The following is a 15,385-nucleotide window of genomic DNA, read 5'->3' as shown; positions in this document are numbered from 1 at the left end:
ATAGTTGCCACTGTAAACAGAATGAATATCATAACGAGAATTATTATCAGTCATGGAATGAGGTACAACTATGCGTACTCTGCCCCGCTCCGCCGGTACAGATGTTGCGGCCCAGTGTTTTTTGAACGCGCTGCTGCGCGAAACGAAGGACTGGCATTATCTTCCCGCAACCCGTGCGGATGAGTTATCACAGATTCATATCCCGCTCTCCCCAACCCAGGCCATTCGGGTTCCGGTACGCTATTTCTCCCCCACGCAGCATCACCAGTATCGTTTTCCGGCAACGCTGATTCAGGCCGACAGCGACGGCGGTGACACGGTCACATTTCATCAACTGATTGATTTCATTCTTCAAAAAGAGACGGTAAAAGGCGATCTGGATGCTGATACGCTGGCTCGCTTTAAGCAGCGCGTCCTGGAAAGCCATACGCACACCTGGCAGGCCATTGATTTACGCCACAACTGGGCAAACCTGCGCGATAAGCCGCTGACGTTTGCCGAAGCGGAACAGGCGCTGCTGGTCGGCCATGCTTTTCATCCTGCCCCAAAGTCGCACGAGCCGTTCAACGAGGCCGAGGCGCGTCGCTATCTGCCGGATTTCGCCTCCCGCTTCCCGCTGCGCTGGTTTGCGGTTGAGCATGAGCTGATTACCGGCGACAGCCTGAATGTCTCCCTGCGGGAACGTCTGCTGCGCTTTGCAGCGCAGAGCGCGCCGGCCCTTCTCGGTCACTTCACCGACACCTGCTGGCTGCTGCCGATGCACCCGTGGCAGGCCGACTATCTGCTGGAGCAGGACTGGTGCCAGCGTCTGGTAGAAAAAGGCGCCCTGCGCGATCTGGGCGAAGCCGGTGCGCAATGGCTGCCCACCAGCTCTTCCCGCTCGCTGTACAGCGAAACCAACAGCGACATGATTAAGTTTTCCCTGAGCGTGCGGCTGACCAACTCCGTGCGCACGCTGTCGGTGAAAGAGGTTAAGCGCGGCATGCGCCTGGCGCGGCTGGCGAAAACGGCACGCTGGCAGGAACTTCAGGCGCGCTACCCGACCATGCGCGTGATGCAGGAGGACGGCTGGGCGGGGCTGTGCGATGAGCACGGCGTCGTCCAGGAAGAGAGCCTGATGGCCCTGCGCGTCAACCTGCTGTTCGATACCCCTGAAACGCAAACCAACGTGCTGGTGAGCCTGACCCAGGCCGCGCCGGACGGCGGCGAAAGCCTGCTCGCCGCGGCGGTGCATCGTCTGAGCCAGCGTCTGGATCTCCCGCTCGCCCAGGCCGCGCGCTGCTGGCTGGACGCTTACTGCGACCGGGTATTGCTTCCGCTGTTCAGCGCCGAGGCGGACTACGGTCTGGTCCTGCTGGCGCACCAGCAAAATATCCTCGTTGAGATGCAGCAGGATTTCCCCGTTGGGCTGATCTACCGCGACTGCCAGGGCAGCGCCTGGACCGAAGGGGCCGACGCGTGGCTGAAAGAGGCAGGTGAAACCGAGGTGGAAAACCGCTTCGGTGAGAGCCAGCTGCTGCGCTACTTCCCTTATTACCTGCTGCTGAACTCTACCCTTGCCGTCACCGCCGCGCTCGCCGCCGCCGGCTTCGACAGCGAAGAGAACCTGATGTCCCGCGTGCGTGACGCGCTGGCCGAACTGCGCACCACGGCGAAGCAGACCCGCTGCCTCGATTATGTGCTCAACAGCCCGACCTGGAACTGCAAAGGCAACTTTTTCTGCTACCTGCACGATCGCAACGAAAACACCATCGTCGATCCGGCGGTGATCTATTTCGACTTTAGCAACCCGTTTTATAAGGAGAAGGCGTGATGGCAAACGCGAATATCGTCCATTCCGGCTACGGCTTTCGCTGCACGGTCACGGAACAAAACCTGCCTCTGACGCTGGGTCTCGACGGCAGCGCGGTGCTGGAGCGGCTGACCGGGCTCCCGGACGGCTGGCTGGTGGACGCCCTCGACCAGCTGTTTGTTGCCGCGCCCGCCCTGACCGGCATTACCCTGCCGTGGGCAGCCTGGCAGGATGAACCTCAGGCGCAGGCGCTGTTTAGCCTCGTTCACGGGGACTATCTGGCGCGTGAAATTTTCTGGCAGCTGCCGCTGTGGCTGAAAGGCGAACGTCCGCAGGCGAGCGGCGGAATGCAGTTTGACGAAAGCCGTCAGCTGTACTTCCCGCTGCGCCCTCACCGCCCGCAGAGCGAGGTGTACCGCCGTTACGATCCGCAGATTAAGCGCACCCTGAGCTTCCGCGTGGCGGACGTGGCGCTGGACGGCGAGCGCTTTACCCGCTGGATGAATAACCCGCGCGTAAATGCCTTCTGGGAGATGGCGGGACCGCAGGCCGAGCAGGAAAACTACCTGCGCCGCCAGCTCGACTCGACCTATTGTTACCCGGTTATCGGCTGCTTCGATGACCAGCCGTTCGGCTATTTTGAACTCTACTGGGCGGCAGAAGATCGCATTGGCCGCCACTACCGCTGGCAGCCGTTTGACCGCGGGCTGCACATGCTGGTGGGTGAAGAAAACTGGCGCGGCGCGCAATACATCCGCAGCTGGCTGCGCGGCCTGAGCCACTATCTGTATCTCGATGAACCGCGCACCACGCGCATTGTCGCCGAGCCGCGCTTCGACAACCAGCGTCTGTTCCGCCATCTGGCGTCCGCCGGTTTCGACACGGTGAAAGAGTTCGACTTCCCGCACAAACGCTCCCGTCTGATCATGAGCGAGCGTCACCGCTTCTTCCACGAGGTGGAACTGTGAACGCACTCTGGCAGAAAGTGAACCGCGAGATGGTGGCGAAGATCCTCGCCGAACTGGAATATGAACGCACCCTGCGCGCCGAGCCGGTTTCGGCGGACAACTGGCGCATCAGTATGGGCAACGCGTGCTGGCAGTTTCGCGCCACGCGTGGGATATGGGGCTGGCTGCATATTGACCCTGATACCCTGACCACCACCAGCGGCGCGGCGGTCGAAGCGGAAAACGCGCTGCTGCAACTGGCCACCGTGCTGGAGATGAGCGACGCGCAAACGGCGGAGCACATGGAAGATCTCTACGCCACGCTGCGGGGTGACATGCAGCTGTTGCAGGCGCGTGAAACGCTGGATGCCGATGCGCTGATCCACCTCGACCCGGACGAACTACAGTGCCTGATGCGCGGTCACCCGAAGTTTATTTTCAACAAGGGACGCCGCGGCTGGGGGCTGGATGCCCTGCGCCTGTACGCGCCGGAATATCGCGGGCGTTTCCGCCTGCACTGGGTCGCCGTGCAGCGCGAGCGTCTGGTCTGGAGCAGCGACGCCGATTGCGATATTAACGCCCTGCTCTCCAGCGCCATGGACGATGCCGAGCGCGAGCGGTTCGACGCCCGCTGGCAGGAGCTGGATCTGGACGACAGCTGGCTGCCGGTGCCGCTGCACCCGTGGCAGTGGCAGCAAAAAATTGCCATTCATTTCCTGGCGCAGCTTGCGCGCGGTGAGATGGTAGAGCTGGGTGAGTTCGGCGATGAGTATCTGGCGCAGCAGTCCCTGCGCACGCTGACCAACGCCAGCCGTCGCGCGCCGTATGACATCAAGCTGCCGCTGACTATCTACAACACCTCCTGCTATCGCGGTATTCCGGGCAAGTATATCGCCGCCGGTCCGCTGGCCTCGCGCTGGCTACAGCAGCAGTTCGCCAGCGATGCCACGCTGATTCACTCCGGGGCGCAGGTGCTTGGCGAACCCGCAGCCGGATATCTGTCGCATCCGGGTTATGCCGCATTGCCTGAGGCGCCGTACCGCTATCAGGAGATGCTGGGGGTGATCTGGCGCGAGAACCCATCCTGCTATTTACAGGATGGCGAACAGGCGGTGCTGATGGCGGCGCTGATGGAAACCGATAACCAGGGGCGCCCGCTGATTGACGCGTGGATCAAACGCTCGGGGTTAACCGCTGACGCATGGCTGGAAAAGCTGTTTGAGGCGACGGTGATCCCCTTCTATCACCTGCTCTGTCGCTACGGGGTGGCGCTCATCGCCCACGGCCAGAACGTCACGCTGGTGATGAAAGATTACGTTCCGCAGCGCATTTTGCTGAAGGATTTCCAGGGCGACATGCGCCTGGTGGATGAAGATTTCCCGCAGGCGAAGAGCCTGCCGGAGCAGGTAAAAGCGGTGACGGCGCGCCTCAGCGCGGATTACATCATCCACGACCTGCAAACCGGCAACTTTGTCACGGTGCTGCGCTTTATATCCCGCCTCACCCTGCAATGCGGCGTGAGCGAAACCCGCTTCTATCAGATCCTGGCGCTGGTATTACGTCGCTATATGGCCGCCCATCCGGATCTTGCGGCGCGCTTCGCCAAATTCGACCTGTTTAAGCCGCAGATTATTCGCGTGATCCTCAACCCGGTCAAACTTACCTTCTCTGAACACGACGGCGGCAGCCGCATGCTGCCGAACTACGTCTGCGATCTTGATAACCCTCTTTTTCTGGTCTCCCAGGAGTCAGCGCAATGAAAACCTATGATTTCATCGGCATTGGTATCGGTCCGTTCAACCTCAGTATTGCCGCGCTGGCAGAGGGGCTGGACGGTTTTAGCTCGCTGTTTCTTGAACGCAAGCCGCACTTCTCCTGGCACCCGGGGATGATGGTGCCGGACTGCCATATGCAGACCAGCTTCCTGAAGGATCTGGTCAGCGCCGTGGAGCCAACCAACCGCCACAGCTTCCTGAACTATCTGGTACAGCGCAAAAAGTTCTACCGTTTCCTCACCACCGAGCAGCGCACCGTGTCGCGCGAGGAGTTTGCCGACTACCTGTGCTGGGCGGCGGATAACCTCACTAACCTGGCCTTCAGCCAGCAGGTACAGCAGGTCAGCTTTGATGAGCAAAACGGCCTGTTTGAGGTCGTGACCCAGCGGGATCGCTTCCTGGCGCGCCACGTCTGCGTGGGGATTGGGAAGCAGATCAATCTCCCAGACTGCGTCACCGCGCAGGACGACACCTGCTTCCACGCCAGCGAAATGATGCTGCGCACGCCGGATTTAGCGGGCAAGCGCGTCACCGTCGTCGGCGGCGGCCAGAGCGGTGCGGATCTGTTTTTAAATATCTTCCGTGGGGAATGGGGGCAGCCGCTGAGCCTCAACTGGGTGTCGCGCCGCAACAACTACAACGCGCTGGATGAAGCCGCGTTTGCCAATGAGTATTTCACGCCGGAGTACGTGGACAGCTTCTCGACCCTTGGTGACGACGCCCGACGTCAGATGTTGCAGGAGCAGAAGATGACCTCCGACGGGATCACCACGGAGTCGCTGCTGGCCATCTATCGCGCCATGTATCACCGCTTCGAAGTGCTGCGCGAAAAACCCTGGGCGCATCTGATGCCGTCCCGCTCGGTGACGGCGCTGACGCGCCAGGAAACCGGACATCGCCTCAGCATCCAGCATCACCTGGACGGCGGGCGCGAACAGCTGGAGAGCGACGTGGTGATTTTCGCCACCGGCTACCGCGCCGTGCAGCCCGCGTTTCTCGCCCCGCTCTCTTCCCGACTGCGTCTGGATGAGAATGAAGCCTTCTGCATCAACAACGATTTCACCCTTGAATGGGACGGCCCGCAGAGCAACCGCCTGTTTGCCGTCAATGCCGGGATGCACCGTCTCGGTATTGCCGAACCCCAGCTCAGCCTGATGGCCTGGCGCGCGGCGCGAATTTTGAATCGCGCTCACGATGACGAGCCGTTTGAGCTGGCAACCACCCCCGGCGTGATCCACTGGCGGAGCACCACCAGCCCGGAGAGCAGCCAGGTTTTTAAATCATTAATGAAGACCACCGAGTACTGACACACACATTCAGGATCAACATAACAATGAAACGTTCTCATCTTTGGGTTTTAAATCCGTGCTTGCTTGCCATGCTTTCTACCTCTGCGTGGGCGGAAGAACAAAAGGAAGAAGATATTGTGGTCTCCGCCAGCCGGGCACATCGCAGCGTGGCAGAGATGGCGCAAACCACCTGGGTTATTGAGCGGGCGGAAATTGAGCAGCAGGTTCAGGGCGGGAAAGAGATTAAAGACGTGCTGGCCCAGCTGATCCCCGGCATGGACGTCAGCAGCCAGGGACGTACCAACTACGGCATGAACCTGCGCGGTCGCTCCATGATGGTGATGGTGGACGGCGTACGTCTGAACTCTTCCCGCAGCGACAGCCGCCAGCTCGACTCTATCGATCCGTTCAACATTGACCGCATCGAAGTGATCTCCGGCGCCACCTCGCTGTACGGCGGCGGCAGTACCGGCGGTCTGGTGAACATCGTCACCAAAAAAGGCCAGCCGGAGACCGAGGTGGAGTTCCAGACCGGGGCAAAAAGCGGGTTTAACAGCCATAACGACCATGATGAGAACGTCTCCGCAGCCGTGAGCGGCGGCAATGACAACGCCTCTGGCCGTCTGTCGGTCTCCTATCAGCGCTACGGCGGCTGGTATGACGGCAACGGCGACGAGGTGATTATCGATAACACCCAGACCGGCTTGCAGTATTCCGACCGTATCGACGTGATGGGGACAGGCACCATCAACATCGACGATCATCAGCAGCTCCAGTTAACCACGCAGTACTACAAGAGCGAATCCGACGGCAAGCACGGCCTGTTCCTTGGGGAGAATTTTGCTGCGGTCACGGGCGATGCCAAAGCCTATAATAAAGATAACCTGAACTCTGACCGTATCCCGGGCACAGAGCGTCACCTGATCAACCTGCAATACTCGAACACCGATTTCTGGGGTCAGGATCTGGTTGCGCAGATTTACTACCGTGACGAGAGCCTGACCTACTACCCGTTCCCGACGCTGAGCAAAGGCGCGGTGACCAGCATTGGCGCGTCCCAGCAGAAAACCGATTTTTACGGCGGCAAGCTAACGCTAAACAGCAAGCCGATGGACGACCTGACCCTCACCTGGGGTGTGGATGCCGACCACGAAACGTTCGATGCCAACCAGCAGTTCTTTGACTTGAGCAAAGCGGCGGCGAGCGGCGGCATGGAGCTGGACAATGCCTACAACGTGGGCCGTTATCCGGGTTACAGCATTACCAACCTCGCGCCGTTCCTGCAAGCCAGCTATGACATTGACGCCATCACCCTGAGCGGCGGCGTGCGTTACCAGTACACCGAAAACAAGGTGGACGATTTTGTCGGCTACGCCCAGCAGCAGGCAATCGCCACGGGCAAAGCGACCTCCGCTGACGCGGTACCGGGCGGGAAAACCGACTACAACAACTTCCTGTTTAACGCCGGGATCCTTGGACGTCTTACCGAACAGCAGCAGCTGTGGTTTAACTTCTCCCAGGGCTTCGAGATCCCGGACCTGGCGAAGTACTACGGTTCCGGCACCTATCAGCTGGTCGATGGTCACTATCGCCTGCAAAACAGCGTCAACGTGAACGACTCAACGCTGGACGGTATTAAGGTCAATGCTTACGAGCTGGGCTGGCGCTTCACCGGCGATAACCTGCGTACCCAGGTGGCGGCCTACTACTCGCTCTCGGATAAAACCATCACCATCAACAAGAGCGACATGACCATCAACCTGGAGGACGATAAACGTCGTATCTATGGGGTTGAAGGCCAGGTGGACTATTTCTTCACCGACAGCGACTGGAGCACCGGGGCGAACTTTAACGCCATCAAGTCCGAAACGCGTGAAAACGGGAAATGGGAGAAGCTGACGGTCGATAGCGCCAGCCCGTCTAAAGCCAGCGCATGGGTTAACTGGGCGCCGGGCGACTGGGCCCTGCGCGTGCAGAGCACACAAACCTTCGACGTGTCTGACGCCGACGGTAAGAAGATTGATGGCTATAACACCGTTGATTTCCTGGGCAGCTACGCCCTGCCGGTGGGCAAAGTCAGCTTCAGCGTGGAGAACCTGCTGGACAAAGACTACACCACCGCCTGGGGCCAGCGCGCACCGGGGCTGTATAGCCCAACCTATGGCTCACCGGGTCTTTATACTTATAAAGGCCGTGGACGTACGTTTGGTCTGAACTACTCCGTTCTGTTCTGATCCTGCGCGCCGCCTGCGGGCGGCGCATTTTGCTGTGCAATTTGAAAGCAAATTTGCTATTAAATCATCGGTTTGCTGAAATTCTCGGCAAACGAACAAAAACGATGTTTTCCCCTTTGACAAGGCGCACGCAGGTCGATAATATGCGCCTCGTTCACACGATTCCTCTGTAGTTCAGTCGGTAGAACGGCGGACTGTTAATCCGTATGTCACTGGTTCGAGTCCAGTCAGAGGAGCCAAATTTGAAAAGCCTGCTTTTAGAGCAGGCTTTTTGCTTTTGTGGGTTACAACACAAACTCGTAATGAGAACCATCGGGTAGTTCTACATCCAGCCGTAGCTTCCCTCCGGCGGCCTCAACGTAGCGTTTCAAAGAAGAAAGCTTAATATCGCGTCCTGCCTTTTCCATGACGGCGACAGTAGGTTGTTTAATACCCAACGCCCTGGCCATATCTACCTGCGTTTTTTGCACTTTTTCACGTAACTCGGCCAGATGGATATTGAGCAAAATATCCGTTGCCATTGCCTGTGCGCTGGCAACAACCTCAGGTTTTTCATCTGCAATAAGCTGCTCCAGGGTTCTGCCCATCGCGTTAATTCCTCTCTTTTAATGTGTTCAGCCAGCGAGTGTATTCCCGATCCGCAACGAGGAGCATCTCATCGTAAAATCGCCTTTCATTACCGACCTTATTGCCCGCACACAGTACAATACCCGTACGGTTCGAATCGAAAGCGAAAAATGCCCTCAGCGGATCACCCTTACTCTGGATACGCAACTCTTTCATGTTGCTGTGGCGGGAGCCTTTCAGCGTATCGGCATACGGTCTGGACAGACCCGGTCCCCTCTCCCGCAAAACAAGTAGCGCGGCCAGTACGCTGGCTCTCTCGCTATCGTTTAATGAGGTGAACCAGTCGTCAAACCTGTCCGTAGTTTTAATCGCCCACACGGGACCTCCTTGTACAACATAGATCAAAAACTATATAGATGCAAAACTATAGTGCCGATTATGCAGACAGATTGGCTGGTATGCAGGTTAAGGATGCAAAATATGGAAGCCGTCTTCAGAAATAAAGGAGAAACAGGGTGAAGGGGGAATACAAGCCCGGAAAGCGCAGCGCACCCGGGCAAACGCGTAGTTAAATCTGATAATCGATCGCCACCTCTTCCGGCTCCATCACCTGGCGTTTGATCTCATCCACGGAAAGCCCCGCGTTGCATAGCTCAATAAAACGCCACACGTAGTTACGCTGAAGCTGCCCGCGCTTTAGCCCCAGCCAGACGGTATTCGCATCGAACAGGTGACGCGTATCCAGACGCACCAGATTTCCGGCTTCATATTCGCCGCCAGACTGCTCGGCCACCAGGCCAATCCCCAGTCCTAACTCGACGTAGGTTTTGATCACGTCGGAATCCTGCGCGCTCAGCACCACGTCCGGCGTGAGCCCTTTACGCTTGAACGCTTCATCTATGCGCGAACGCCCGGTAATGCCCTGCCGGTAGGTGATAAGCGGCCATTTGACGATCTCTTCCAGCGTCAACGGTGAAACCTGGTTCAGCGGGTGTTCGGCGGGTAATAGCAGGCTGTGGTGCCAGCGGAACCACGGGAACGCCACCAGCAGCGGGTCATTGCTCAGCCGTTCACTGGCGATACCGATATCGGCCCCACCGTTATGCAGCAGCACTTCAATTTCCTGCGGCGTGCCCTGGATCAGTTCGAGACGTACGTCCGGGAAGATCTCACGAAATGCTTTGATAACCGTCGGAAGACTGTAGCGCGCCTGTGTATGGGTGGTGGCGATAGTCAGCACACCCGAAGCGTCGTTGGTAAAGAGATCCGCCAGCCGACGAACGTTGCTGGCCTCGTTGAGAATGCGCTCAGCGATGGTCAGCAATGCCTTGCCTGGCTCGGTCATACCCAGCAGGCGCTTGCCGCGACGGATAAAAATCTCAATGCCTAACTCCTCCTCCAGCTCGCGGATATGTCGGCTGACACCCGACTGAGAGGTGTAAAGCATATTGGCGACTTCGGTCAGGTTGTAATCCCGCCTGGCCGCCTCACGAATAATTTTAAGTTGCTGGAAATTCACAATTCACTCCGGCGCATCTGACATAAGGCTATTGTTAGAGTCAGGCGGGCTGGAGAACAAATAATAAAAACCAGCATCTTATGCTTATTTGGAATATCAGCTGACGAGTTGCAGCTCGCGATTTTCCAGCGACGGCTTACTGACCAGAGACATCAGGATCTCTTTCACCGCCTGCGCCTGCGGCGACAGGGAGCCGCGCGCGGACATATTCAACGACAGCGGTAAGCTCATGGATGGCGTGGTGATGCGGGCCATCCAGCCGTTCGCCGCGCTGCACAGTGAACGTGCGGCAGACTCGGGCAGAACCGTTACACCCATGCCGCTGGCAATGGCGGCAGTCAGCGTGGAGATGGAATCAATCTCGCCGATGATCTTCGCCGTCAGACGGCGCAGCGAGAACGCTTCGTCAACGCGCACGCGCACGGCACTGTAGTCGCGCGGCAGGAACAGATTCATCTCTGCCACAGCGGTTAAATCAATGCTCTGGCCGGGGCAATCACGGGTACCGACCAGGTAAAGATCTTCCTTCAGCAGCGGCTGGCTGGTGATCCCGGCAACCGGGGAGCGATCGTACAGCACCGCCATATCCAGCTGACCGTTGAGCAGTTTGTCATTGAGCACGGAACCACTGTTCTCATGCAGATAAACCAGCACTTCCGGTAGCTCCGCGCGCACTGCCTGTAGCAGCGGCATGGTGACAGACGATGCGGCCGTTCCCGGCGCCAGGCCAATGGAGACATGGCCGCTCAGGGTCTGACCCACATTGTGCACGGCCAGCTGCGCCTGTTCACACTGACGCAGGATCGTGCGGGCATGGGTATATAAAATTTTTCCCGCTTCGGTAGGCGTTACGCCGCGCTTGGTGCGGATCAACAGTTGCTGGTCCATTTCGCCTTCCAGAGTCGCGACCTGCTGGCTCAGCGCAGGCTGCGCGATATGCAGCACTTCAGCCGCCTGGGTCAGGCTGCCGATATCGACGATTTTTACGAAGTATTTCAGTCGTCTTAAGTTCATGTTGCCCCCTGTTCGAAAATAGCGTGCCGGTAACGGCTGTGTTGTTAAACAGGTTTTGCAATATGGATGCCAGTTTTTTGCAGCGGGTGTATGTCGCTGCTAAGCGGCTGAAAATAAGGAAAGCCAATCACTGGTGCCTGTTTTGAGACGGGGACAACGGTTTCCGATCTGCCCCATTCGGGGTATATCTGCACAATAATGGTGCATTCCGTTGGCAAAAACGTCACTTTGCTGGTTTTGTCAGCAAACAGTTCAAAGTCGGCGATCCATCCTTTGACAAGGCGTACGCAGGTCGATAATATGCGCCCCGTTCACACGATTCCTCTGTAGTTCAGTCGGTAGAACGGCGGACTGTTAATCCGTATGTCACTGGTTCGAGTCCAGTCAGAGGAGCCAAATTTGAAAAGCCTGCTTTTAAAGCAGGCTTTTTGCTTTTCTGCGTTCGGTCAGTTTGTCGGGTGGCGCTCCGCTTACCCGACCTACATTCTGCTTTCGGTAAAATTGTCGGGTGGCGGCTTCGCCTTACCCGACCTACGGTCCTGTAGGCCCGGTAAGCGCAGCGCCACCGGGCATAGCAAGCTTCACCGGCATCCCCGACCGCCGTTCCAGCTCAGCCCCCGCCCCTTCACTTATTAGCTGCGTCCTTTGTGCGGCTGAAATGGGCAGCGGCACCTTATTTGTCGATTCAAATTCCGCGCGATTGCGTGACAGCGGCTCGTGAACCTCTACCCAACGGCTACCGTCCGGCTCGGTGGTCACCTTTAAGGGCTGATCGATAAGCTGTACCCTCGTCCCCACCGAAACGTTATCGAACAGGTATTTGATATCGTTATTACGCAGGCGAATGCAGCCCTGGCTGACGCGCAGACCAATGCCGAAATTTGAGTTGGTACCGTGGATCGCGTACAGCCTGCCGATATAGAGGGCATACAGCCCCATCGGGTTATCCGGCCCGGCGGGAACGAACGCGGGCAACGTTTTCCCCTCTTTCGCGTAAGCGCGTCGCGTATTTGGCGTGGGTGACCAGGTTGGGCCTTCCTGTTTGCGCTCAACGGCGGTTACCCAGTTACGCGGCGTTTCGCGCCCGGCCTGACCGATGCCAATAGGCAGCACCTCAACCGTGTTGCTGCCGGGTGGATAATAGTAAAGTCGCATTTCCGCGACGTTCACCACAATTCCCTCGCGCACGGTTGGCGGCAGAATAAGCTGCTGGGGTACCACCAGCTGTGTTCCGGCTCGCGGTAAAAACGGATCCACCCCCGGGTTGGCTTCCAGCATATTGCTCAACCCCTGTCCGTGCTGCGCTGCAAACGCTTCGAGCGGCAGAGTATTGCCCTCAGGCACGGTGATGGTGATCGGCGCCCCCACCAGACGGCTGCCCTCGGGAGGGAGGGGGTAGGTTACAGCAGATGCAGCGGGAACCAGAATACCAAGCGTAAAAACGAACGAGGCAAATCGAATCATAGTGTTCTGTACTCAGTCAAAGAGAAAGCCTGCCAGTGGGCAGGCTTAGCCTACTCATTCAGTCATCTTTTCGTCGTGCGCCATCTCCGGGTAAGGACTTTTTCTGCTTCAACAATCATGAACATCGCAAACCCAATCAGGAAGGTAATGATCCAGTAGCGGAACGGTAGCGCTTCGGTACCGAACAGCATTTGCATGAACGGCGCATAGATGATCAGAAGCTGAAGGGCCAGAAGTACGCCGCTCACGATCCATATCCCCTTGTTAGCCAGCAGACCTTTACTCAGGGAGAAGCCGTCGGTGACGCGGCAGTTGAGCATGTAAAACCACTGGGCGGTGACCAGCGTTTGCAGCAACACGGTGCGAATGAACTCCGGTGAGTAGCCGCGTGGTTGCAGCCAGGCCTCCAGCACAAAGGCGCTGATGGCAATCATCAGGCCGACAAACACTACTCGCCAGATGGCATAACCGTCCATCACATGCAGGTTAGACTTACGCGGCGGCCGGTTCATGATGTCCTTCTCACCCGCTTCAAACGCCAGGCCAAACGACAGCGTTGCAGAGGTTGCCATGTTCATCCACAGGATCAGTACCGGCGTTAGTGGGATCAGGTTCCCCGCCAGCAGGGCAATAATGATCAGTAAGGCCTGGGCGATGTTGCTCGGGATAACGAACAAAATGGTCTTTTTCAGGTTGTCGTAGACCCGACGCCCTTCATGGACCGCCCGGGCAATGGTGGCAAAGTTATCATCCGTTAACACCATATCGGCGGCTTCTTTGGTGACTTCAGTACCTTTGATCCCCATCGCGATGCCGACATCCGCCCGCTTCAGCGCCGGCGCATCGTTCACCCCGTCCCCGGTCATTCCGACCACTTCCTGCTTACTTTGCAGCGCCTGCACCAGGCGGAATTTATCTTCCGGGCTGGTGCGGGCAAAGATATCGTATTTTTGCGCCGCCTCGCTCAGCTGGTGATCGTCCATCGCCTCCAGCTCGCGCCCGGTGATGGCGCTCGCCGCGTTGCCAATACCCAGCATCTGTCCAATGCTCATCGCCGTTTGTGGATGATCCCCGGTAATCATTTTCACGCGAATGCCCGCCTGCAAGCAGTCGGCAATGGCCGAAATGGCTTCCGGGCGCGGGGGATCCATCATGCCCGCAATGCCGAGCAGTATGACCCCTTCTTGCAGATCCGCATGCGTCAGCTCGCGCTGCCCGCTGGCAGCCGGTTTCCAGGCCGCAGCCACCATGCGCAATCCCTCGCGCGCATACTCTTCAATCTTCTCTTCCCAATAGTGCAGGTTGAACGGCTCCAGCCCGTTTTGGGTCTGCTGGTGCTGGCAAAGACGGAAAAGGACGTCCGGCGCACCGGTGATTAACATCACCTCTTCGTCGCCCAGGCGATAGAGGGTGGACATGTATTTATATTGCGAATCAAATGGGATTTTACTGCGCAACTCGGCGTCAATTGCCGGAAGCGGGATTTTGGCCGCCAGCACCTTCAGCGCGCCTTCGGTTGGACCGCCGGTGATTTTCCACAGCCCCTGCTCATCTTTGATCAGCTGGCTGTCATTACAGAGATCGACTGTGCGCAGATAGCGCTCCAGCACAGATCCCGGGGTCACGGTGACCGGTGTCGGATCGTCAACGGGGTGAATAGTACCCACCGGCTCGTAGCTGTCTCCCTCCACGCGGTAGGTGGTGTCCGCGGTAATCACCGCTTTTACCGTCATCTCATTCATGGTCAGGGTGCCGGTTTTATCCGAGCAGATAACCGTCATCGCCCCCAGCGTTTCCACGGTAGGCAGCTTGCGAATAATCGCCTTGCGACGCGCCATCGCCTGCACGCCCAGCGAGAGGATGATCGAGATAATGGCCGGTAATCCTTCCGGCACCGCCGCTACCGCAAGGCTAATCAACGACAGCACCAGCTCTGATACGGGCATATCACGGAAGATAAGACTGAAAACGAACAGCGCCAGCATCATTACCAGAATGGTGATAAAAATGGTCTTGCCGAGCTTGTCCATTTGCACCATCAACGGGGTACGGTGTTTTTCAATGTCTGACATCATCTGGTTGATATGGCCGAGTTCGGTCTCCCCACCGGTCGCCACCACCAGCCCTTTTCCCGCGCCGGAGCTGACGGTGGTGCCAGAATAAAGCAGGTTGTAACGGTCGCCTAACGGCAACTCCCCGTGGAGCGCATCGCTGCTTTTCTCCACTACCGTGGATTCGCCGGTGAGAATAGCTTCTTCCACCCGCAGATTGTGCGCCTCTGTCACGCGAAGATCGGCAGGAATGCGATCCCCGGCGCGTATCACGACGATATCTCCGGGCACCAGCGCTGTCGTCGGGATAGTTTCATGGTTGCCCTGCCGGATGACCACAGCCTCGCTGGAGAGCATATTGCGAATACTTTGCAGCGATTTCTCCGCATTGCTCTCCTGAATATGGCCAATCAGGGCGTTAATAATGGCTACCCCAAGAATGACAAACATATCCACCCAGTGTCCCATTATCAGCTTCAGCAGCGCCGCCGCCAGAAGGACGTAAATAAGGACATCGTTGAAATGGGCCAGAAAGCGCAGCCAGCCAGGTTTACCCGGTTTTTGCGGTAAGGCATTTTCACCGTATTTTTCCAGCCTGGCGGTGGCTTCTGTACTGCTAAGTCCGTCGAGGCTGGATTGGATATTTGTCAGGGTTTCATCAACGGTCTGTTGATAATACGGACGGTGAGGCTTTTCTGTTATCATCGTTCCTTCCTCAGGTTCTTTTCAGAAA

The 15,385-nt window shown here is 57.7% G+C and carries 11 protein-coding genes and 2 tRNA genes; 7 read left to right on the top strand and 6 right to left on the bottom strand.

Annotated elements, in window-relative coordinates; all coding sequences use genetic code 11:
- The first annotated feature begins 70 nt into the window (after positions 1–70).
- The 6 genes from INF61_RS20950 to INF61_RS20925 all read left to right on the top strand — a co-directional run bounded on the left by INF61_RS20950 (position 71) and on the right by INF61_RS20925 (position 8,276).
- Positions 71–1,813, top strand: a complete 1,743-nt coding sequence (locus tag INF61_RS20950; protein ID WP_193548095.1) for an IucA/IucC family protein — start codon at positions 71–73, stop codon at positions 1,811–1,813.
- Positions 1,813–2,760, top strand: coding sequence for a GNAT family N-acetyltransferase (locus tag INF61_RS20945; protein ID WP_062937936.1), 948 nt, complete (start codon positions 1,813–1,815; stop codon positions 2,758–2,760). The genes INF61_RS20950 and INF61_RS20945 overlap by 1 nt, the downstream gene beginning before the upstream one ends.
- Positions 2,757–4,499, top strand: coding sequence for an IucA/IucC family siderophore biosynthesis protein (gene iucC, locus INF61_RS20940; RefSeq protein WP_077580347.1), 1,743 nt, complete (start codon positions 2,757–2,759; stop codon positions 4,497–4,499). Before INF61_RS20945 ends, iucC begins: the two co-directional genes overlap by 4 nt.
- Positions 4,496–5,821 (top strand): lysine N(6)-hydroxylase/L-ornithine N(5)-oxygenase family protein, encoded by a 1,326-nt coding sequence (locus INF61_RS20935; RefSeq protein WP_017383315.1) that lies wholly within the window; start codon positions 4,496–4,498, stop codon positions 5,819–5,821. The genes iucC and INF61_RS20935 overlap by 4 nt, the downstream gene beginning before the upstream one ends.
- A 26-nt stretch (positions 5,822–5,847) precedes the next feature.
- Entirely contained in the window at positions 5,848–8,037 is a 2,190-nt protein-coding gene (locus tag INF61_RS20930; RefSeq protein WP_032654151.1) for a TonB-dependent siderophore receptor, read from the top strand.
- A 163-nt stretch (positions 8,038–8,200) separates the two neighbouring features.
- Positions 8,201–8,276 (top strand) — tRNA-Asn (locus INF61_RS20925).
- A 45-nt stretch (positions 8,277–8,321) separates the two neighbouring features.
- Here the strand turns inward: INF61_RS20925 and INF61_RS20920 are convergent.
- The 4 genes from INF61_RS20920 to nac form a co-directional block, all read right to left on the bottom strand.
- Positions 8,322–8,624: a helix-turn-helix domain-containing protein gene (locus INF61_RS20920; RefSeq protein ID WP_017383313.1), complete on the bottom strand. Its 303-nt coding sequence runs from the start codon at positions 8,622–8,624 to the stop codon at positions 8,322–8,324.
- Between the two features lie 4 nt (positions 8,625–8,628).
- Complete coding sequence (locus INF61_RS20915) at positions 8,629–8,982, bottom strand: type II toxin-antitoxin system RelE/ParE family toxin (RefSeq protein ID WP_047733850.1); 354 nt, start codon at positions 8,980–8,982, stop codon at positions 8,629–8,631.
- 190 nt (positions 8,983–9,172) lie between these two features.
- Complete coding sequence (cbl, locus tag INF61_RS20910; RefSeq protein WP_017383311.1) at positions 9,173–10,123, bottom strand: HTH-type transcriptional regulator Cbl; 951 nt, start codon at positions 10,121–10,123, stop codon at positions 9,173–9,175.
- A gap of 96 nt (positions 10,124–10,219) precedes the next feature.
- On the bottom strand, positions 10,220–11,137 hold the full coding sequence (nac, locus tag INF61_RS20905; RefSeq protein WP_003859531.1) for a nitrogen assimilation transcriptional regulator NAC: 918 nt from the start codon (positions 11,135–11,137) through the stop codon (positions 10,220–10,222).
- 320 nt (positions 11,138–11,457) lie between these two features.
- Between nac and INF61_RS20900 the strand changes: the two genes are divergently transcribed.
- Positions 11,458–11,533, top strand: a tRNA-Asn gene (locus INF61_RS20900).
- A 135-nt stretch (positions 11,534–11,668) separates the two neighbouring features.
- Here INF61_RS20900 and ldtA read toward each other — a convergent pair.
- Entirely contained in the window at positions 11,669–12,601 is a 933-nt protein-coding gene (gene ldtA / locus INF61_RS20895; RefSeq protein WP_015572412.1) for a L,D-transpeptidase, read from the bottom strand.
- Positions 12,602–12,663: 62 nt separating this feature from the next.
- Entirely contained in the window at positions 12,664–15,357 is a 2,694-nt protein-coding gene (locus tag INF61_RS20890; RefSeq protein ID WP_033487961.1) for a cation-transporting P-type ATPase, read from the bottom strand.
- Positions 15,358–15,385 lie beyond the last annotated feature (28 nt).

The sequence above is a fragment of the Enterobacter cloacae complex sp. P18RS genome (assembly GCF_014982105.1).
In the GTDB taxonomy this organism is placed as follows: domain Bacteria; phylum Pseudomonadota; class Gammaproteobacteria; order Enterobacterales; family Enterobacteriaceae; genus Enterobacter; species Enterobacter hormaechei_C.
The sequence above is the reverse complement of the archived record's forward strand: the minus strand, read 5'-3'. Positions and strand labels throughout refer to the sequence as shown.

Coding starts and splice junctions, on each gene's coding strand:
- INF61_RS20950 (WP_193548095.1), top strand. CDS start 71: ATGCGTACTCTGCCCCGCTCCGCCGGTACAGATGTTGCGGCCCAGTGT.
- INF61_RS20945 (WP_062937936.1), top strand. CDS start 1,813: ATGGCAAACGCGAATATCGTCCATTCCGGCTACGGCTTTCGCTGCACG.
- INF61_RS20935 (WP_017383315.1), top strand. CDS start 4,496: ATGAAAACCTATGATTTCATCGGCATTGGTATCGGTCCGTTCAACCTC.
- INF61_RS20930 (WP_032654151.1), top strand. CDS start 5,848: ATGAAACGTTCTCATCTTTGGGTTTTAAATCCGTGCTTGCTTGCCATG.
- INF61_RS20920 (WP_017383313.1), bottom strand. CDS start 8,624: ATGGGCAGAACCCTGGAGCAGCTTATTGCAGATGAAAAACCTGAGGTT.
- nac (WP_003859531.1), bottom strand. CDS start 11,137: ATGAACTTAAGACGACTGAAATACTTCGTAAAAATCGTCGATATCGGC.
- ldtA (WP_015572412.1), bottom strand. CDS start 12,601: ATGATTCGATTTGCCTCGTTCGTTTTTACGCTTGGTATTCTGGTTCCC.
- INF61_RS20890 (WP_033487961.1), bottom strand. CDS start 15,357: ATGATAACAGAAAAGCCTCACCGTCCGTATTATCAACAGACCGTTGAT.